The 19,720-nt window shown below is 39.2% G+C and carries 15 protein-coding genes and 1 tRNA gene; 5 read left to right on the top strand and 11 right to left on the bottom strand.

The window, feature by feature from the left end; genetic code table 11:
• Positions 1–409: 409 nt before the first annotated feature.
• Positions 410–1,162 carry a hypothetical protein gene (locus BM176_RS15070; protein WP_090104383.1) on the top strand — a complete coding sequence of 251 codons (753 nt, stop codon included), beginning with the start codon at positions 410–412 and terminating at the stop codon, positions 1,160–1,162.
• 594 nt (positions 1,163–1,756) lie between these two features.
• On the opposite strand, the gene BM176_RS15060 is transcribed toward BM176_RS15070, so the two are convergent.
• The gene (locus BM176_RS15060; protein WP_090104381.1) at positions 1,757–2,908 is read right to left on the bottom strand and encodes a WYL domain-containing protein; all 1,152 of its coding nucleotides are present in this window, start codon (positions 2,906–2,908) and stop codon (positions 1,757–1,759) included.
• 434 nt (positions 2,909–3,342) lie between these two features.
• Between BM176_RS15060 and BM176_RS15055 the strand changes: the two genes are divergently transcribed.
• Positions 3,343–5,082, top strand: coding sequence for a reverse transcriptase domain-containing protein (locus BM176_RS15055; RefSeq protein ID WP_090104379.1), 1,740 nt, complete (start codon positions 3,343–3,345; stop codon positions 5,080–5,082).
• Between the two features lie 154 nt (positions 5,083–5,236).
• On the opposite strand, the gene BM176_RS15050 is transcribed toward BM176_RS15055, so the two are convergent.
• The 7 genes from BM176_RS15050 to BM176_RS15015 form a co-directional block, all read right to left on the bottom strand.
• Positions 5,237–5,557 carry a hypothetical protein gene (locus BM176_RS15050; RefSeq protein WP_090104377.1) on the bottom strand — a complete coding sequence of 107 codons (321 nt, stop codon included), beginning with the start codon at positions 5,555–5,557 and terminating at the stop codon, positions 5,237–5,239.
• 203 nt (positions 5,558–5,760) lie between these two features.
• Entirely contained in the window at positions 5,761–6,933 is a 1,173-nt protein-coding gene (locus BM176_RS15045) for a hypothetical protein (protein ID WP_090104375.1), read from the bottom strand.
• A 209-nt stretch (positions 6,934–7,142) separates the two neighbouring features.
• Entirely contained in the window at positions 7,143–8,117 is a 975-nt protein-coding gene (locus BM176_RS15040; protein ID WP_090104373.1) for a hypothetical protein, read from the bottom strand.
• A gap of 3 nt (positions 8,118–8,120) precedes the next feature.
• A complete protein-coding gene (locus BM176_RS15035; protein WP_090104371.1) occupies positions 8,121–8,894 on the bottom strand; it encodes a hypothetical protein in 774 nt (257 codons plus the stop codon).
• A 196-nt stretch (positions 8,895–9,090) separates the two neighbouring features.
• Positions 9,091–9,684 (bottom strand): TAXI family TRAP transporter solute-binding subunit, encoded by a 594-nt coding sequence (locus BM176_RS15030; RefSeq protein WP_255373524.1) that lies wholly within the window; start codon positions 9,682–9,684, stop codon positions 9,091–9,093.
• A 1,390-nt stretch (positions 9,685–11,074) separates the two neighbouring features.
• Entirely contained in the window at positions 11,075–11,917 is an 843-nt protein-coding gene (locus BM176_RS15020) for a hypothetical protein (RefSeq protein ID WP_090104356.1), read from the bottom strand.
• A gap of 436 nt (positions 11,918–12,353) precedes the next feature.
• Positions 12,354–12,437 (bottom strand) — tRNA-Leu (locus tag BM176_RS15015).
• Between the two features lie 125 nt (positions 12,438–12,562).
• Between BM176_RS15015 and BM176_RS15010 the strand changes: the two genes are divergently transcribed.
• Both BM176_RS15010 and BM176_RS15005 read left to right on the top strand, forming a co-directional pair.
• The gene (locus tag BM176_RS15010; protein WP_090104354.1) at positions 12,563–13,660 is read left to right on the top strand and encodes an NADH:flavin oxidoreductase; all 1,098 of its coding nucleotides are present in this window, start codon (positions 12,563–12,565) and stop codon (positions 13,658–13,660) included.
• A gap of 152 nt (positions 13,661–13,812) precedes the next feature.
• Complete coding sequence (locus tag BM176_RS15005) at positions 13,813–15,009, top strand: NAD(P)-dependent oxidoreductase (RefSeq protein ID WP_090104352.1); 1,197 nt, start codon at positions 13,813–13,815, stop codon at positions 15,007–15,009.
• A 5-nt stretch (positions 15,010–15,014) separates the two neighbouring features.
• On the opposite strand, the gene BM176_RS15000 is transcribed toward BM176_RS15005, so the two are convergent.
• The 3 genes from BM176_RS15000 to BM176_RS14990 are packed head-to-tail and all read right to left on the bottom strand — an operon-like array spanning position 15,015 to position 18,021.
• A complete protein-coding gene (locus BM176_RS15000; protein ID WP_177230412.1) occupies positions 15,015–15,740 on the bottom strand; it encodes a tRNA1(Val) (adenine(37)-N6)-methyltransferase in 726 nt (241 codons plus the stop codon).
• 4 nt (positions 15,741–15,744) lie between these two features.
• Entirely contained in the window at positions 15,745–16,749 is a 1,005-nt protein-coding gene (gene tsaD / locus BM176_RS14995; protein WP_090104348.1) for a tRNA (adenosine(37)-N6)-threonylcarbamoyltransferase complex transferase subunit TsaD, read from the bottom strand.
• A gap of 18 nt (positions 16,750–16,767) precedes the next feature.
• A complete protein-coding gene (locus BM176_RS14990) occupies positions 16,768–18,021 on the bottom strand; it encodes an ABC transporter permease (protein ID WP_090104346.1) in 1,254 nt (417 codons plus the stop codon).
• A 109-nt stretch (positions 18,022–18,130) separates the two neighbouring features.
• Here BM176_RS14990 and BM176_RS14985 point away from each other — a divergent pair, with 109 nt between their 5' ends.
• Positions 18,131–19,714 (top strand): peptide chain release factor 3, encoded by a 1,584-nt coding sequence (locus tag BM176_RS14985; RefSeq protein ID WP_090104344.1) that lies wholly within the window; start codon positions 18,131–18,133, stop codon positions 19,712–19,714.
• Positions 19,715–19,720 lie beyond the last annotated feature (6 nt).

Below are 19,720 nucleotides of genomic sequence, written 5' to 3'. Positions count from 1 at the left end.
ATGTCATTTCGCCCTGAAATTGGTTGTCAGTGACGCTTGTCATTTTGCTTGACAGACTGCTTGTCAAAAAGGGCTTTTTTCGGCTGTTTTGAGTAGTTGATTTTGGCCATTTGTGCCTGTAGTGTGTTGGTCGTGTGCCTGTAAAAGTGCTTTCATTTACCTGCCAAAAAATGTGGTAGAAAGGGAAAAACGACAAAAAATTAACATGCAGAAAACAAAAAAGCCTCCCGATAATCAAGAGACTTCTTTTTGTTGGTGCCCAGTAGTGGTAGGTTTTCGAACCAAATAATGTTGATTATTAAAGAGTTGCAGTTTATGAACAACCGAAGGTTTTAATCATTTCCATATAGAGAGATCGGCAAAGAGCTAAAACTTTATTAGGTTTGCGGCCTAATTCAAACACAAGACCATGGAAGAAAGATTTGCTCAAATGGAAAGGGAGATTAAAAGACTCAGACTTTATTCCCTTTTTTTGATACTACTCGTAGTGAGTGCCGGATTATTCGCCTTCTCTAAATCCGGCATGGAAAAGTTTAAAGAAATTACAGTAGAACGCATCAACGTAGTAGAGGAAAACGGCCAATTAAGGATGGTAATCTCTAACAAAAGTCGCTCTCAGCAAAACCTGTTCTATGGCAAGCCATTGAATCCGCCTATTCCAGGTGGCACCAGGCCCGGCATAATATTCTTCAACGATGAGGGTACTGAAAACGGAGGATTGGTATTCACAGGATCTACCGATAGCAGCGGACAGTATAGCGCCTTTGGTCATCTTTCGTTCGACCAGTACAACTCCAACCAGGTACTGTATCTGAGTTATCAGGATATAAACGGTCAGCAGAAAACAGGATTACACATAGACGACTGGCAAACCTCACCTTATTGGCCGGATTGGCGCGCTGCATATAAAAACGCGCAAAAACTGCCTGATAGTCCCGAAAAAGAAGCATTACTACATAAGCTGATGGTACCGGAAGAAGGCAGAAAGGCGGTGGCAGAACGTATCTTTGTCGGTAAAGACAATAGCAAAACTGCAATGGTGACATTGGCCGACCGCATGGGACAGGCACGACTGCAAATGCTGGTAGACTCTAACGGTAATGCCAAATTGAATTTTCTGGATGCACAGGGTAAGATCACTTATAGTTTACCTAACAGATAAAAAACATCGCCACCCGCTACATCGCAGCTTCCCCAATCGGCAAAAAACAAATCATTGGTTCGATCTTCTTAAAAAAAATGATTTTCTCAGAAAATAAACTTCAAACCGAATGTAATATTAGAGTTGATAAGCAGGCCCGTAGCGGGTTCAGAAGAAGAGAAAAAAAGAAAGGTCGGAGAATTCTCCGACCTTTCCACTAGTGTGCCCAGTGGTGGAATACTATTATTCTGGATACCAATATTTTATAAACTCTGAATGTCAAATGAATGGCGCCGTATTTCAAACATTGAAAAAGCGTGCCTGTTTTGCACGATTTCCAACCCTTTCTACCTGTCGAAACGAAGATAAGAAAATTAGGCAATTTACGAACTTGATACTGATTTTTTCGATTACAGAAAAGTATATAGTTACCGAAAGCAATTGCGCATTGTTCAATGAGAAGAAACTATATAAGTTCGAAACCAGTTGTTCCAACGATCTATCTAAAATTAATCAGTAAAAGATTCATAATTTATGATTGCGAACCTTTTCTGTTTATTAGGCAAACCTATTTAAAGAGTTAGCGAAATTTCAATTTTATGTAGCTTAAAAATATTATTGGACATGTTCGAATTTTAGATTTAATTCCATTAAATGTTGAATTCTGAGCAATTTAAATAATCTAGGCTCCTGTCTTAATAAGCAGAAACCTCTTAAATAATAAGTATCAAGTTCCTGTAAATTGTATAATTCATAGTGTGAAAGTGTACGATATGATATTTCATTATTCCGGTTTTTATATTGAATTCTGATATATGAAGAATTTTCTTTTGCCGTTTCAATAGAATTCTTTAATTCTTGCAAAATGGAACTGCTCAAAAGTGATTTTGAAATGTTAGTCTTGTCAAATTGAGGAACAGTATTTAAGAAATATTTTTCCATTTTTTCAATGCAAATTTCACTACTATTAATCTTAAACTCTCTATTTCTATTAAGTAGTAAATCAAATCCTCTTATATAATAATCTCCTACCCGGGAATTAATACTGTTAGGTTTAATAATCGCAGGGATATTGTCCTTAGTAATCAATAAATAGCTATTCTTGTCTATCGACTCGTTAATTAAGAATAAATACTCTTCGTTAACTTTAGGAATTAATTCAAGTGATTCAACAGGTAGAGAAATTTCAGTAATGGAATCTTTGATTGGATTGAAATATGCGCAGGTTACATTTATAGAAGTTATCCACCTTATAGTTTCATTTGTTTTTTTATTAGAAAGAGGAAGCTTTGAATTATTTATCTCCCAATTCAGCACTTGCATTACTGGTGGTAAATAAGATAAAAGTGGATTAATGCTTAGACGATTTACATCAGAGTTAGCCTGGTTCTCTTCATAAGTAAGAGATGATTTCCGTTTATGCAGTTCATATCCAGTAGTTATAAATCTAACTAATTCTCCTCGTTTCAATAAATTATGATTTATCAAATCAGTATGAACAAGAATCTGTTTGATGTCAGTATCCATCACCGTAATTTCTTTAAACGATGAATTATGAGATGAATAATAAACGCAAATGCATTTATAGTGCTGCCCTGCTGCATTTCCAGGAGGTAGATTCTGACTTGTAGCAAATACTTCTTTTATGACTAGTAGTGGAGGAAGGTGTGAACCATCCCCGCTTATGATTATATTGTGGAAATTATTATTATAAGGATGGGAACTTAATGTAACTGTATCCCCTACATTAAATTTTGAAGAATCCATTTTTTGGGATAAATTTTAATATGTATATTTGATCATGCCTTGCATCTTAAGGGATTACAGACAACTAGTATTAAGCCATAAAGTTACTGTGTTAAAACAGAGCTTACTGTTATATAATTAGGATAACAGGTAAGAGATTGCCATGTGGATGCAATAGGATACTATGAAGGACCTGTAGCATTCCTGCCATTGCGCGCAATGCCAGATGCAGGATTACAGCCTCAACATGACCTTGGGTGCATTCCATTCGCAACTCGAATATAGCGATTATTCCTATAATGATCAACGACTTCATAGTTATTGCTTGTTTAGTGATGAATTGATATGTAGAATTGAACAATAGTGTGATTCATTTTTTGAATTCTGGCTTGACTCTTTATTGGGGGTAATGTTTGTAGAGAAATCCGTTACACTATAGATGCAGGGCTATTTTTATGATACCACTAAATGAAAATATACCTTCTTGGCTGAAAAGCAGAGGGTATTTGCATGTTACTCCGAAACTTGACGTTTTCAAAAATTCTTCAGAATTAATCTCAAAAGTTCAAAATGAAGGCTTTGTTGCAAAGCATTCTTTCAGTCCTCTTATTCATTCAAATATTAAAGAAAGAAAGTATAAAAAAATTCCTTTGGATGAATATCAGTTAAATAACGAAGCCTCCAATAAGGACTCAGGTGGTAATACAAAAAAGAAAAGGGCTCATTCATATAAGGATTCGAAATCACCTTATAAAGTTAAAAAAAGCACCAAAATTAGGCCTTTGCATTACTCTACCCATATAGATGCTTTAATATTTGGGTATTATGCCGAAATACTCCAAGGGTTATATGAAGAAGAGTTGAACAAACGTAAAGGATTATCAGAATGTATTATTGCTTATCGAAAAATTGTTTTTGACGATGATGATGGGAGCGGCAAAGGAAAAAGTACTATCCATTTTGCGAGTGAAGCTTTTCAGGAGATAAAGATGCGGGCAACAATTGATGATCATGGTTGTTCAGTACTAATGTTTGATATAAAAAGTTTTTTCAATGAAATTGACCATAACACACTAAAATCTGCATGGTGTGATTTATTTAAAGTGAGAAAACTTAATGGTGCTCATTATAATGTTTTTAAGGCTGCCACTGATTTTAGGTATATATTATTGGACGACTTAAGGAAGAGATCTAATAGTATAAAGCAAAAAGGATTTGATGAAAGAAAATTGTTTCAGATAAGAAGAAATACAGGAAAGGAAGCATTCTTCGAATCATTTCAGGAATTCAGGAAGATCTTAAAGGAAAAGCAAATCAAAGTTTTTAAACATCCATTTGTTAAAAGGATTGAACAACATAAGAACACAAAAGGGAAAAGATATATTATTAAGGGGATTCCTCAAGGATTACCTATAAGTGCTGTCCTGGCCAATTTATATTTATTAAATTTTGATAAATCTATACTTAATGAAGTTGTTGAAAAGTATGATGCATATTATAGAAGATATTCAGATGATATTCTGATTGTTTGTAAACCTGATGAAGCCGCAGATATTGAGAATTATATTATGGAGAAAATATTATCAAGCCATGTTAAAATAAGTAGAGAGAAAACAGAAAAGTATTTGTTCAAAAATATACAAGTGGGATACGAAGAGAACAGACTTACTTCTATTCTTATTAGTGAAAAGAAATGTGATCCAGACTACCGTGTATTAGAGGATTATTGTTTAGGGGATTGCTGCTCGCTGGGAAGACCGTTAACTTATTTAGGCTTTGAGTTTTATGGATATAAAACGCTGATAAAGTCGGCTAATCTTGCAAGATTTTACAGAAGAATCATATATGCTGTAAAGAGGAAGGCTCTTAGGGCCAGTCGGATACAATCAAAAGAGGGTGGCCCATTTGTTATTTTTAAAGGGCAATTAAAAAGATTGTATAGGCATGTTAATTTAAATAAAGAAAAGCAACATGAAAGAAAACAACTTAAGTTAAATAAAGATAGATATTACTCATATCAGAAAGTTGAAATTGAGAAAAATTCACCTATTCCTTATTCTACCTATTTGTCATACGTTGAAAGGGCAAGTAAAATTATGGATTCTGGAGAAATACGGAAACAATTGGATAAGCATAATGTAGTATTTCATCAGGCAATGTGTCGTTTTAAGAAAAAATATAGTAAACCTAACTAAGAAATTAAGAATGTTCATCAATTACAAAATCTATATTGTTCTTTAACAGGTTCTGAATTATTATAATTTCGACTTAATGAAATATATTTTATTATTATAAAGAGGAGTCCTCCAAAAGAAAGACTCCCCAATCAAAAAACTATTCCAAAATCGTTTATTGAAAAATCTCGAACGTTGTCACCTTACATGTTGCCTTTGAGATCGCCACGTACGCTCCACCTGTATTCCTGATATTTCCATTCGTTGCGATCCGCAGGATTTGTATCAGACTATCATTTTCACTGATCTCAGTTTTAAAGTAGCCATCCGGTATCTTCCTCTTTTTATCCAGTTTTTTGAAGACCAGCTCACTTTGTTTTCTTACCGAATCAATATTACATCCTTTAGCTGTAAGTGCATTATCCAGGTTCTGGTCCGCATTACAGAACTTTATTGCTAATGAAGTGTATATGAATACCAATAGTACTGTTTTCATAAAGACTCGTTTTTAGTGACTAAGAAATGTACACCAACAGCACCGCTTACGGCTCCAATGGCAGTTCCCTTTAATAAATTGTCAGAGCCTGATAAGATACCAAAACCCAAACCTGTAATTTACGAGGTAGGCAATTGGTTAATATTGTTAAAGGGATGTCTTTTTTTATTAGGCTTATATTTATTACAAATTGCTAGGAGCATCTACAGCGTGAATTCTCCGGTTTCAATATCAACACCTGTAGCTATAGGTGCTTTCTTTTTTATATAGGGAATATTCTCTACTATAGGCAAAGTACCGACTGCTGTTTGTCCTCCCATTGCCGCTCCCACTATTGCACCTCCGAGTCCTCCGCCCAATATTGCCAGGAGAGTAGCGTTGTTTTTACTACGTGCCAATGGCAGATAGTTTGTCAAAACAATGCTATTCTGTTTTTGTTCAATGGGAATAAGCAAATCATAATATTGTTTAAGCAATAAACCATTTTTTCGTACTCCCCAGAACTTATCAATGAAACTTTTCTTTCCGCTACTGTCTGTATAAAAAAAGCGTACGGTATTATGCTCCAGGCTATATGTTACATTTTTAACTGAAGGTTGATCATTAATAAATTCCTCAAAGGTTAAATAAATACCCTCTATATGCTCCTGCGATTGTAAAGCGGGCTTCTGATAACGTTTTAACGCTTCTTCCCGGATAGCAGACATTGTATAAACAGAGCTGTCAATCTTTTGCAGTAATACATCTTTTGCAAGAGACCGTTCCAGCAGGATATGCAAACCATCTCTTATATTTTCGTCGTGCTTATGAGTTACATCCATGCCTCCTCTTACCAGGATCGTATCCAATTGTGTGAGCCGCTTAAACGTACCATTACCATTGCCCACAAATGCCATAGCTTTCAGATGTAAGTACCCTTTTTCACTCATACCGAAAGTACGTTCGCCGATTCGCAATTCCTGTATCACCCATACAAGCGGTATAGCATCTTTCTTATATATCGGTCTGTAACTGCGATCTACATAAGACTGTAAATATAAAGTATAAGGCTTATCCGGGATAGCTTCCTCACATATATTGAATATGCTGCTCTGAACATAGCCCAGTAATGAAGAATCACTCACAGCATTAATTACCTGGATATCCGAGATATCCAGGCCTGTCGGAACTTTCGCGCTAAGATCAAAGCCCTTCAGGGGAATTGTTCTGGATTCATATACGCTACTGCTATCAATCTTTTTCACCTTTTTACTTACTTTAAAAGGATCTTTGGCTTTACGATTATCACGTATCGTAACATTATCATCTGCATATTGTGCATGGGCAATAGTAGTAATTAAAGTACCCAGGAGTAATGACCAGCAAACAATTTTCATGTGGAATAATATGGAACGTTAGGGAAAATTGAATTTTATTAATAAATGACAATCCTTAATATCGCATCAATTATTTTAAAACGGATTCATTTAAAATATCCATTAACAAATTGGTTTCATTCCTCTTGTTATTTACATCCTGGAGGAAATGACAATCTACTGATTAGCAACTCTTCCACTTTATCCATCTTGCTGTATTGCAAATAATATTATAATTTTCCCGTTCCATTGCATGTTGTACACAAGGTGACGGTTGTACTAATACCAGTACCGTTGCAATTGCTACAATTCATTAAATTACCACGTACAACGAGCTTCCCAGTTGCTGCACAAACAGTACAATTTTGTCGATGATTCATTTTTCCAGACCCCATACAAACAGAACAAATATCTTTTTCTGTAGGGCTATTCTCCGTATTATCCGAGATACCCATATTCTTCCCATTACATTTGGGGCAAGTATCATAGTTGATGACTTTCCCTCTTCCTTCACAAATATTGCAGATGTTTTTTCCTGTTCCATTGCACTCTTCACATCTTTCGTAACGACCACTCCAGGTATTAGACTCAACTTTTCCGTTTCCTGCACATCGTCTACAAAGCCTATTCCCTTTCCCACCACAAGTAGCACAGATTGTTTTTACCTGAATAGTACCTTTTCCGTTGCAGACATTACATACCTTAACTTCCGGATCAAGGAGATTTTTTACTGTAAGATCGTCCCCATTACATACAGCAGATGATGCAGCATACATCAGCGAGGTAATTACATCACTGACTGTTACCTTTACTTTTATTTTGTTGCCTACTGTTGTAATCTCGGCAATCACCCATCCATCTACCTTAATAAAAGAAGTCGACGATTTAGCGATAGACTCATCTATTAATCCATCTTTTTGAAGATTGTTGTCGGACAAAAGCAATTTAATATGCTTTCTATCCATTACCTGCAAATTTTCCGCGTTAATCAATTTAAGTTCCAATTCTTTCCGGACATAGTCCGTCAGGGCGTCTACCTTTCCTTCACTGTTTACAAAATCAGTTAGTGCGAGGCGAACTTTATTCTTTTTTGAAACTTTTTGTGCAATATCACTCGCGATATCGCTAATACCCTGATCTAAGCTCTGCGAGTTAACCTGATTACAAAAGAACATGGCAAGCAAAATAACGACGAAGGATTTCATATGTTATAAATTGAGATGATTTGCAGAATAATCCGCCATAAGTTTTTCAATCGCCCCTTTCTCTGCGTGCTGCACATCACCATGTCCATTTGAAACAGCGAGTTCAAACCCATCAACCTGAGACTGGGTTTCACAGGAGATCACGTGAACATCCAAATTAGCCCTACAAACCACCAGTGCATATTCACCGGTCCCCGCCTCCAGTATCCTGGAATATATACCAATAACAACATATTTCACATGAGTGTGCAATTCCAGTTTCCCTATGAGCGTTGAATTAGCGTTCTCTAACTCCTCAAAGAATTCCGACTGAAACAACTTAAGCTTAAACAATGAACCTGTAACAACATACCCTTTGCTTCGATAAAGATTAGCGATACTAGAAGTTATCATATTATTGGGGGATCTTGCAGCATCGATTATCGCTACTGCTATGTCAGCCTGACTAACAGTTTTGTTGACATACTCATCCGGCACCACTGTATTTACCGTTGTAGACTCGCCCTGATGGATGGTATTGTTTATAGCTGGTGGGGATTTTGTAACAGTATTGATGGCGGGATTTTGCTGTATTTGCGGCATTATCCCGGAGATATTCATCTTCCTGCCATTCAACTCGATTCCGTCGTTTACAATCATTGTATCACCTTTTACAACAATGGTATTACTCTTTGGATCAGGTTTTATATATTGCAGATAGGCAAACAAAGCACTTATTGCCGCAATTGTGATTGACAATATAATATTCGCCTGCCATTGAGAGGGTATATTTCTCATAACAATACAACATTAAGTTTTATTAACAATAGAAATATTGAAAATGGCTGTTAAGAAATAAAAGAGATGTATAGTCCAAATTAAAAATAGAAAAAATGTTAGTGGAGCTATTGAGATTTCGATTTTATATCTTCTTATAATTTACTCATTTTTAGTATATATGAGCTGAATTAAAACATGTATAGAATTTATATTCTTATCTGGTATCAACTGATCTTCTTTGAACATTATTAGCTTTACTTCTTCTTTTAGCCATTTCCTTGACGAGAGGTATAACAGATAATGCTATTCCTGCAATCGACAATAAAGTTGCTATCAGATTTATATTTCTATCAAGAAAGGATGGTTTATCTTTATTATAATACCTAAGCGCTCCACTATTAACGGGAATATAATTGCTTATATCATCTTCTATTTTCTCAAGATGAAAAAACGGATAATTATTAGATATTTCAGATTCTTTTTTAAACAACGCTTCTGTCACTTTGTATATATCATTTTCTGACATACCATTCCTTACTATAAGCATTGCCTTTGTTGCAAAGGTTTCATAATCGTTATCCGGACAGTTTATTCCATAGATGCCCCTGGGCACTGTATAAAGATTTAACTTGGGTTTACGCAATAAGTAAGCATCCCTGTTTTCAAATGGAATAAGATGTAAAGTTGAATCTATTAACATTTTATTAATGACCCTATTTGACATACCAACAACGACGAAACCAAGATCAACAATTCCATGTTTTAGCATATAGTATGTTGAATCATAATTAGCATTGTGAAGTGATATATGTGAATGAATCCGTAAAAATCCAAAATAGATAAAATATCCATTGAAGTCTGGCTAGATGGCTTTAGCCTAGCAATTCTCAATGTCTCTTTTGAGTTAAAAATGTCCTGAATAGATCTTAGGTTTGCCTTATTTGTAATTAAGAAATAGGGCTCTGTATACACATAAGCAATAGAAGATACGTTTTTTGAATTTCGCTTTGCGTTAGACTGGATCAGACCAATATCTGCCAATGCACTATCGAGTTGTTCAATTGTTCTAGGAGAAGCATATGATGCATCCACTTTTGTTAACCTTAATTTACATCTGGAAGAATCTTGATTTAACGTTTTCAACAAAACATCCAGAAAATTACTATACTCCCCACCTTTCATTGCTGAAACCCGGATATCAAGATTTAGACTATGCCTGTATCCATTAATACTCCTGTAAAAAAGAATAGAAAATGTAATAAATAATGGTATGGAAATGATTATTGTTCCTTTGGGATTTCTATTTAGAAAAAGGTGAATACGTTGATTTAGCCCCATATTTCGAACTCAATTTTGCAGAACGAATTTAAAATTCATTAAATCAAATAGAGTTAATTCAATGTTAATCAATTTGAATTGATGATAAGATGGAATTGCAATAATAAAATGAATACTCTAACGCATCTAATTTAGTACCCGGTTAAAATTATTGGAAATCCAAAGTTGGACATTCTCATCTTTTCATTATGAGGAAGCTTGATATGTGTATGGATAACGCCCGGATGTCCTGCCCAAAAATAGGGTATAGGGGTATTCGCTTCTATTTTTAATAAAAGCTCTCAATCTAAAAATAAGAAATTCCTGGATAAGAGGATGGACGTGATTTGAGATGCACCAATAAATCCGGACAGTGAAGTTACTGCATTTACAATAATAAAAGCCTTCAAATCCGTAAACTTGAAGGCTTTTAAATTCTTTATTGAATAACCTTGATGCAACCTGCTTTTTCAGGATCAAAGCCATCAGGCCATACCGCATCCACGAATTGCTGAGTAGTTGGCGCCAGTTATCAAATGAGTCGCTCTAGATTAACGGGATTGAGCGGTTTAAACATGTACTGAGTTTAAGTCCAGGAGGCATAGATGAGGGGATCATCTTAATAATTCAGTAGTCTAACTACTATGATAGTACTTATAAGGGTGGAGAAAAGGTGGACTTCTAACAGGTTGAGGTTGAAAAAGCGTTGTTTGTTATAATAATCTTCATAAAAGTACTTTTTCCGGGAGCAAGATGCTGTTTACAGACAGCTACCCGCTTTAAAATACAGGCAAATGTGGTTATGAGGCATGACAATGCTGACGGAAGTCTATTTCCGCAGTGTAAGAATCCTATTTTATATCGTGGGAAACCTGCTTATACTATCCTTCCGGCAGGGAACTGAAGGCAACGGGCAGCATATTACCAGAGCGCCTGGCAGGTTGAACATATGATGGAATGATCCTTAGTTTGGGAGCCTTGTTGCGGCGTTTGCTTTTTATTGCTGAAGATTGTTCCACTGGTGGTAGTACGGCAATAACATCCAGTGCTGATCCTTTTTTGTTCTGGCACAGATGCAACTCTCCATTCACCTCATAACAGGATTGTACTTCCAGCAAAATGAGGGTAAGATCTTTTCTTTCAGGATTTAGTGTGAGTGTAGGTAGAATCTGTTTTTCACCGCACCTGATCACTACTGTTTCACTTACCAGTTGCCGGGTTGTTTGCTGAGCGAAATTGACTGACAGCGCTATCGCTTTTATTATGATATGCGTTCCTTTATTATTGTTAATGGCAGTTTCGGGGAATGAGATCCCGATACCACCATCATCATTATTTTCAATAACAGGAGTGCCTGCTAAAAGGTGCTGAATACTTGCATGACTGTTAAACTGAAAACTACGCAAGGACTGCATATTAGCGGCGGTTGGCACACGCAGACCGGCTTTGTGACTATCATCAGCACGAACTATTTCACCTAATACTTTATTGAGACGGTTAGTCAATGAGCTATCGTAAGAATGCTGCAGGTGTTCACTCAGTGTATGGCGGATAAGCCGGCCGGCTTTACTGGCGATTCCAAAATCCTTTGCAGCTCTTTTGGTTGCAGATGTTTGCCTCACGGTAGCGGAAGCACTACGCAGTAAATATTCTTTTTTATTCCGGTAACCGATCACATTTCCCAATTTACCGGTGAATTTGAGCAGGCTTTCCTGTCTGGCCATAAAATAATAATTTGAGTAATCTTAAATTACTGAAAATCTGTGATTCCGACAAAATCAGGAGACTAGGATCCATACAATAACCATTACCCCCCTACGGATTAATGTAGCATTTCTAAAAAATACTATTGCGAGTCATTTTCCGCCCACATTTTTAAAGCATATTATTTGATACTTATATTCACCCCTGCCTCTGCGATTTTACTAATCAGGAAGTGGATTACCGCGAGACCATTTGTGTACGGAGTGGAAAGAGGAATACGACAAATTCTGCTTGTCAATTGACTGTCAATAAATAACCCATCCCAAAGCAGACCTTGACAACATAAAAAACAAAAAGGGGAGATTCCCGCAACAATTCAACTTTCTCCAAGTGTCATTTTATGACACTTGGAGAAATAAAAAACCCTGTAAATCAATGACTTACAGGGTTGTATTGTGCCCAGAACAGGAATCGAACCTGCACACCCTTGCGAATACAAGATTTTGAGTCTAGCGCGTCTACCAGTTCCGCCATCTGGGCAAAGCAACTGTCCTTCAGTTGCGGGTTGCAAATGTATAAAAAAATCTTAAATCACAAATAATTTTTTATTTCATATTGACATTTCGGAAATCTCCGATATCTTTGCCCTACAGAAACTAAAAACAATGGATTCAAATATTTTATTTACTCCTTTCAATCTGAAATCCCTGCATATCAAAAACAGGATTGTAATGGCTCCTATGACAAGGTCCTTCTCCCCCAATGGTATACCTGGGGATGATGTGGCTGCTTATTACCAGCGCAGAGCTGCGGGTGAAGTGGGCTTAATATTATCAGAAGGAACTGTAATAGACAGACCGTCATCTTCCAATGATCCAAATATCCCGCATTTCCATAATGAAGCGCTAAAAGGCTGGAAAAAAGTGATTGATGACGTTCATCAGGCCGGTGGTAGCATGGGGCCTCAAATCTGGCACCAGGGAATAATGGGAAACCACCATTCCGGCTGGTTACCTCCAGTTCCTTTTGAAGGACCATCCGGGGTGCTGAAACCAGGAGTTTCCAATGGGAAAACTATGACAGACGAAGATATTGCGGATGCTATATCGGCATACGGTAAAGCTGCTGCAGATGCTAAACGCCTGGGCTTCGATACCGTTGAACTCCACGGTGCTCATAACTACCTGATAGACCAGTTCTTTGGTGAGGAAACGAATAAACGCACCGACCGTTACGGTGGTAAAACTGTGGCTGAACGTAGCCTTTTTGCAACGGAAGTAATCAAAGAAGTACGCAAACAAGTGGGCGAAGACTTTGCTCTGATCATCCGCTTATCTCAGTGGAAAGGCTTTGATTATAACCATAAAATGGCGAAGAATCCTGAAGAAATGGGTAAATGGCTCAATCTCCTTGCTGATGCAGGTATAGATATTTTCCATTGCTCCCAGCGCCGCTTCTGGGAACCTGAATTTGAAGGCTCTGACCTCAACTTTGCAGGATGGGCAAAGAAACTGACAGGTAAAGCAACTATCACCGTAGGCTCGATAGGGTTATCCGGTGACTTCATGGGTGCATTTAAAGGAGAAAGCTCCGAGCCAAGCTCTCTGGAAGAATTGTTGCGCAGATATGACCGCGGTGATTTTGACCTGGTAGCTGTGGGCCGCCCGATACTGGCAGATGCGGAATGGACAAAAAAAATCAAAGATGGTCGTACTTCAGAGTTGAAAGGGTTCTCTAAAGAGGCACTGTATCAACTATTATAAAATTTATATAAGGGGCGTATCATACTTTTGATACGCTCCTTCTTTATTCGGATAATTAACAATAACCCTACCCCACTCTTCCCCCTCCTAACTGAAAACTGATAATAATTGCTTAGCTTAGAACGCCAAAACATCACAAACCTCAGATTATAATGTTACAAATCGGCCTTATACGGGAAGAAAAACAGCCCCACGATAACAGAGTTGCATTCACACCAATGCAATGCCAATGGATTACACGCAACTATCTACAGGTAAGTATTACAGTACAACCTTCTGAATGGCGCTGCTATAAAAATGATGAATACGCGAAAGCGGGCGTTCATTTATCCGAAGACCTCTCCCACTGCGATATATTACTAGGCATCAAAGAAGTGCCGCCAGAAAAACTATTACCGGGGAAAACATATCTTTTCTTTTCCCACACCAGGAAAAAACAACCGCAGAACCGCCTGCTCCTTCAAACAGTTTTACAACAAAAAATTAAACTGATAGACTACGAATGCCTGGTGCATGAAGATGGTCAACGGATTCTCGGCTTCGGTTTCTTTGCTGGTGTAGTGGGCGCTCATAACGGCATTCTCACCTACGGAAAAAAGACAGGAACCTTCTCTCTTATACCTGTACATGAATGTCACGATTTTAAAGAACTGATTAATCATTATTTCGGAACCAAATTACCTCCGCTGAAAATTGCAATCACCGGCTCCGGACGAGTGGCTGCGGGTACGCTGGAAGTTATGGGACTACTGGGCATCAAATATATTCCCCCTGAAGAATTTCTCATTAACAGCTACGCTTACCCGGTATACACACAACTAAAAGCAGGTGAATTATACCTCCGGAAAACAGATAAAACATACAGCCGGGAAGACTTCCACCTCCACCCCGATAAGTACGACTGCCGCTTTCTCCCATTTGTAACTGCTACAGATATACTTATGAACGGCATTTACTGGGATGAACGCATCTCTCCTCTGTTCACCTGGAACGACCTGGCTAAAGATAACTTCCGCATCCGCGTTATAGCAGATATTACAGACGATACCAACGGCTCCGTTCCCAGTAACCTGGGCGATTCCACTATCGAAGATCCTGTGTATGGAGTAGATCGTCATTCACGAGAAAAAACCGCTCCTTACCTTCAGGATACCGTCGATATGATGTGCGTGAGTAATCTCCCTAATGAATTACCCCGCGATGCTTCTCAATACTTCGGTGATCAACTGATGAAATATGTATTTGATGAATTGCTGAAAGAAGAAAGTAATACGCTGCATAATGCGACTATCGCGCAACAGGGGCAATTAACAGAACGGTTCTCTTATCTGCAGGATTATGTTGATTAGATAATCTATAAATACAGGTAATAAGGTTTCAATAAGTCAGTAAACGCAGACGAATAAACGTTCCCTGCTTCACGGATTGCCATTTCCTGCATATCCGTTACGCCCTCTCTCCTGCTAAAAATGCCTACAGAACGGAAATATTCGTGCTGCACACTTTGCCGTACCTGCAATACCTGCCGGGCATAAAAGCCGGAATCAGCAGCTAAAGCGGTAAAATCTGCAAAAGGACGCCAGGGTAGCAGAATGGAAAAAGCACCTTCAGGTTGAAGATGATCAGCTATTACTTTTAACAGGGCTGCATAATTTAATGTAGTGGCATGCATTGCCTGGTTACGTAAATGATCATTGCTTTTCAGATCTGCTTCATAAAATGGAGGATTCGTAATAATGAAATCATACAATGCTGTTGCCGGTAATTCCCGGACATCCGTTGCTACCAACTGCATCCGGTTTGCCCAGGGAGCAGCGGCGATATTGCCGGACGCTTGTATGGCGGCTGCACTGTCTAACTCCACAGCGGTAAAATTTGAAGAAGTTAGCTGCTGCGCCAGCATCAGTCCCAGTAATCCGGTACCGGCACCTATGTCCATAATCTTTTCAGAAGGTAATGTATTTTCCAGCAGGTAACGGGCAGTGTACGCTCCTTGTATGCAGGCATCTGTACACACTTTCATGGCACAGGCATCCTGGTAAACGGTAAATTGTTTGAAACGGAAGTAATGATTTGCCATAAAATCAGAATGCGGCTCTTGCTCCGGGAATAACATCCAGCCCTACAAAATCTCCTGCCTGATATTTATACCAGGCAGTAATGGCAATCATGGCTGCATTATCAGTACAATATTCAAAGCGGGGAATATAAGTATGCCATCCGTATTTCGCTCCCTGCTGCTCCAGTGCTTTACGCAAACCGGAATTTGCACTCACTCCTCCTGCAATTCCAATTTCCTTTATACCGGTTTCCTGCGATGCTTTTACCAGTTTGTTCATCAGAATACTGATGATCCGTTGCTGGATAGAGGCGCAGATATCTGCCAGATTATCCTGTATAAACTGAGGATCTTTCTGCTGATGCTCCTGGATAAAATAAAGGATAGATGTTTTAAGTCCGCTAAAACTGAAGTTCAATCCCTGGATCTGAGGCTCAGGGAATTTGAATCTTTTGGGATCTCCCTGTGCGGCGTATTTATCGATGAGCGGTCCGCCGGGATAAGGGAGGCCGAGTAATTTGGCACTTTTATCAAAAGCCTCACCTGCTGCGTCGTCCAGCGTTTCACCGATCACTTTCATTTGTAGGGGACTATCACAACGCACAATCTGGGTGTGCCCGCCGGATACGGTGAGACAAAGAAAAGGAAATGAAGGATGAGATTCGGCTATGAAGTTGGCCAATACATGTGCCTGCATATGATGCACGGCTATCAGCGGAATATTCAATGCCATTGCCAGCGATTTGGCAAAAGAACTGCCTACCAGCAAAGAACCCATTAACCCGGGCGCCTGGGTGAATGCAATTGCACTCAGTTCGTCCTTACTGACTCCGGCTATTTTCAGGGCCTGATCTACCACCGGTACTATATTTTCCTGGTGCGCACGCGATGCCAGCTCCGGTACTACCCCTCCATACTGCTCATGTACAGTTTGATTGGCAATACAATTGGATAATATTTTCCCATCTACCAGTACAGATGCACCAGTATCATCACAAGAAGACTCTATGGCCAGTATTTTTACAGACATGACCGCAAAGGTAGGAAATTAGTTACTCCTGATAGCTACCACCGGGTCTAATTTGGAAGCCGAAAATGCCGGGATGAAACCTGCAAGTATTCCTACAATAGCAGAAATCGACATCCCAAGGATAATATTAGCAAGTGTAAGAGTTAATGTAAAGGTGGATACACTATTCACTGCCAGCGTGATCAGGTATACCGTGAAAATTCCAATGCCTCCTCCTATTACACAGAGTAATACCGATTCCAGCAGGAATTCCAGCAGAATAACATTGCGCCTGGCGCCAATAGCTTTTTTAAGGCCGATGATATTAGTCCGCTCTTTTACGGTTACAAACATAATATTGGCGATCCCAAAACCTCCTACTATGAGTGCGAAAATAGCAATGAAGAAGCCTCCAATGTTAATATTACCAAAGATGGTATTGAGATTACCACTGGCGCTTGTGATCTCATTAAGCGAAAAATCGTCCTGCACTGTAGGTCTCAGCCGGCGTATAGCCCGCATTGTACCCCTCAGTTCATCTTTCATTTCTTCCACCGGCACTGTGGGGGCGGCCTTCACCAGGAGAAATGGATCTGCAAACCGGCGCTCATCCACAATGGTCCGTCCATATTTATATGGTACTATAATTACATTATCGTAGTTGACAATGTCAAGCATACTGGAACCCTTCTTTTTTAGCACACCTACTACTTTGGTTGGCCGTCCGGAAATGCGGATCGTTTTTCCCAATGCAGCTTCTGCGGAACCAAATAGTCCCTCCCACAGGTTAGCTCCAAGAATGGCAACATTCGAAGAACCATCGTTTTCCTTTCCTACAAAAAAGTGACCGCCGATTATAGAAACCTGCTGTACCTTATCGTAATCCTGTGAAACTGCCATAAAATCAACCCCATCCAAATAATCGCTCTTGTATTCCACCCGCTTATCATTGGCAGAGAATGCAAATGCAGCCGCACTGGAAGTATGTACCTTCTCCTGTATGTATTTCAATTCCCTGAATTCAGGCAATGGCCTGTTCATATATTTCCACCACGGGGCATCCGGGCCACCTTCCCAGGGCCATTTCTGGATAAAGATCACGTCATCTCCCAGGGCTGCAAGATCGTTACGGACATTGCTTTCCAGGCTGTTCGTAACTGTCAGCACAATAATAATGCAGAAAATACCGATGGTAATACCGAGGAGGGATAAGAAAGTGCGAAGTTTGTTCACCCGCAACTCCTGCAAGGCCATTTTGAGGCTGCTCCATAATATTTTAATAGTAGCTATCATAGATACATGTAATTTAATAATTAATTGGGAAATTCATCATTCTTCTCATTCACCTATCCTTATTCATTCTTTCTAAGTACCTTTGCAAACATTTTTGGTACAAACTCATATGAAGTACGCAAGCGAAATCAACAAACGGAAGACATTTGCTATTATAGCCCACCCGGATGCCGGTAAAACCACCCTAACAGAGAAATTCCTCCTGTTTGGCGGTGCTATCCAGACAGCCGGTGCGGTAAAATCCAATAAGATCAAGAAACATACTACCTCCGACTTTATGGAAATAGAGCGGCAGCGTGGTATATCCGTGGCTACTTCCGTAATGACCTTCGAATACAGGGATATGCTGGTAAACCTGCTGGATACCCCTGGTCACAAGGACTTTGCGGAAGATACCTACCGTACCCTCACTGCGGTAGACAGTGTGGTACTGGTAATAGACTGTGTGAAAGGGGTGGAAGAACAAACCGGTAAACTGATGGATGTATGCCGTATGCGCGATACTCCGGTAATTATATTTGTAAATAAGCTGGACCGGGATGGTAAAAATCCCTTCGACCTCCTGGACGAGCTGGAAGAAAAACTGAATATCAAGGTTCGCCCGCTTAGCTGGCCCATTAACATGGGGAAAGACTTTAAAGGCGTTTACAACCTTTATAATAAAAGCTTTGTATCCTTTGCCCCTAATAAAAAGGCTACAGATGATGATATAGTGCCGCTCACAGATCTGAGCAGCTCTTATATAGATGAACATTTCAATCCTCAGGATGCTGCCCAGCTGCGCAGCGATGTGGAACTGATTGAAGGCGTATACGATACCTTTGATAATACAGATTACCTGCACGGTAAAATGGCTCCCGTATTTTTCGGTAGTGCGGTAAATAACTTCGGGGTTAAGGATCTCCTGGATACCTTCGTGGAAATTGCCCCTATTCCCCGCAGTCGTGAGGCCAGCACCCGTCCGGTAGATGTGCAGGAAGAAAAGTTCAGCGGATTTATTTTTAAGATCCATGCGAACCTGGATCCCCGTCACCGTGACCGTATTGCTTTCCTTCGTGTATGCTCCGGCCGTTTTGAAAGGAATAAGTTCTTCCATCATGTTCGTCTTGATAAAGAGGTTCGCTTCAGCAATCCTTATAGCTTCCTGGCCCGTGAAAAGAATATAGTGGATGATGCTTATCCCGGAGATGTGGTAGGTTTGTTCGATACGGGTAACTTTAAAATAGGCGATACACTTACCGAAGGAGAAGACTTTTACTTCACCGGTGTACCAAGCTTCTCTCCTGAACTGTTTAAAGAGGTAATCAACAAAGACCCTATGAAAACCAAGCAGTTGGAGAAAGGTCTTTTACAATTAACAGATGAAGGAGTTGCCCAGTTGTTTACCCAGCATGGTGGTAACCGTAAGATTATTGGTTGTGTGGGAGATTTGCAGTTTGAAGTAATTCAGTACCGCCTGTTACAGGAGTACGGCGCTTCCTGTCAGTTCAATACCCTTCCTTTTTATAAGGCCTGCTGGATAACGGGTAACAAACAGAAGATTGAAGACTTTATCCGCTTTAAACAGGCGAATATAGTTTATGATAAGGATGGACACCTGGTTTACCTGGCACAGTCCGAATGGTACCTGAATACAGAACGTACCAACAATCCGGAAATAGAATTCCATTTCACTTCTGAAATACATAAATAATAAAAA

The sequence above is a fragment of the Chitinophaga sp. CF118 genome (assembly GCF_900112615.1).
Taxonomy (GTDB): domain Bacteria; phylum Bacteroidota; class Bacteroidia; order Chitinophagales; family Chitinophagaceae; genus Chitinophaga.
The sequence above is the reverse complement of the archived record's forward strand: the minus strand, read 5'-3'. Positions and strand labels throughout refer to the sequence as shown.

Bases quoted from the DNA above. Each gene is read 5' to 3' on its own strand.
- BM176_RS15035 (WP_090104371.1), bottom strand. From the start codon at position 8,894: ATGAGAAATATACCCTCTCAATGGCAGGCGAATATTATATTGTCAATC.
- tsaD (WP_090104348.1), bottom strand. From the start codon at position 16,749: ATGTCTGTAAAAATACTGGCCATAGAGTCTTCTTGTGATGATACTGGT.
- BM176_RS14990 (WP_090104346.1), bottom strand. From the start codon at position 18,021: ATGATAGCTACTATTAAAATATTATGGAGCAGCCTCAAAATGGCCTTG.
- BM176_RS15020 (WP_090104356.1), bottom strand. From the start codon at position 11,917: ATGGCCAGACAGGAAAGCCTGCTCAAATTCACCGGTAAATTGGGAAAT.
- BM176_RS15050 (WP_090104377.1), bottom strand. From the start codon at position 5,557: ATGAAAACAGTACTATTGGTATTCATATACACTTCATTAGCAATAAAG.
- BM176_RS15070 (WP_090104383.1), top strand. From the start codon at position 410: ATGGAAGAAAGATTTGCTCAAATGGAAAGGGAGATTAAAAGACTCAGA.
- BM176_RS15040 (WP_090104373.1), bottom strand. From the start codon at position 8,117: ATGAAATCCTTCGTCGTTATTTTGCTTGCCATGTTCTTTTGTAATCAG.
- BM176_RS15005 (WP_090104352.1), top strand. From the start codon at position 13,813: ATGTTACAAATCGGCCTTATACGGGAAGAAAAACAGCCCCACGATAAC.
- BM176_RS15000 (WP_177230412.1), bottom strand. From the start codon at position 15,740: ATGGCAAATCATTACTTCCGTTTCAAACAATTTACCGTTTACCAGGAT.
- BM176_RS15045 (WP_090104375.1), bottom strand. From the start codon at position 6,933: ATGAAAATTGTTTGCTGGTCATTACTCCTGGGTACTTTAATTACTACT.
- BM176_RS15010 (WP_090104354.1), top strand. From the start codon at position 12,563: ATGGATTCAAATATTTTATTTACTCCTTTCAATCTGAAATCCCTGCAT.
- BM176_RS15060 (WP_090104381.1), bottom strand. From the start codon at position 2,908: ATGGATTCTTCAAAATTTAATGTAGGGGATACAGTTACATTAAGTTCC.
- BM176_RS15055 (WP_090104379.1), top strand. From the start codon at position 3,343: ATGATACCACTAAATGAAAATATACCTTCTTGGCTGAAAAGCAGAGGG.
- BM176_RS14985 (WP_090104344.1), top strand. From the start codon at position 18,131: ATGAAGTACGCAAGCGAAATCAACAAACGGAAGACATTTGCTATTATA.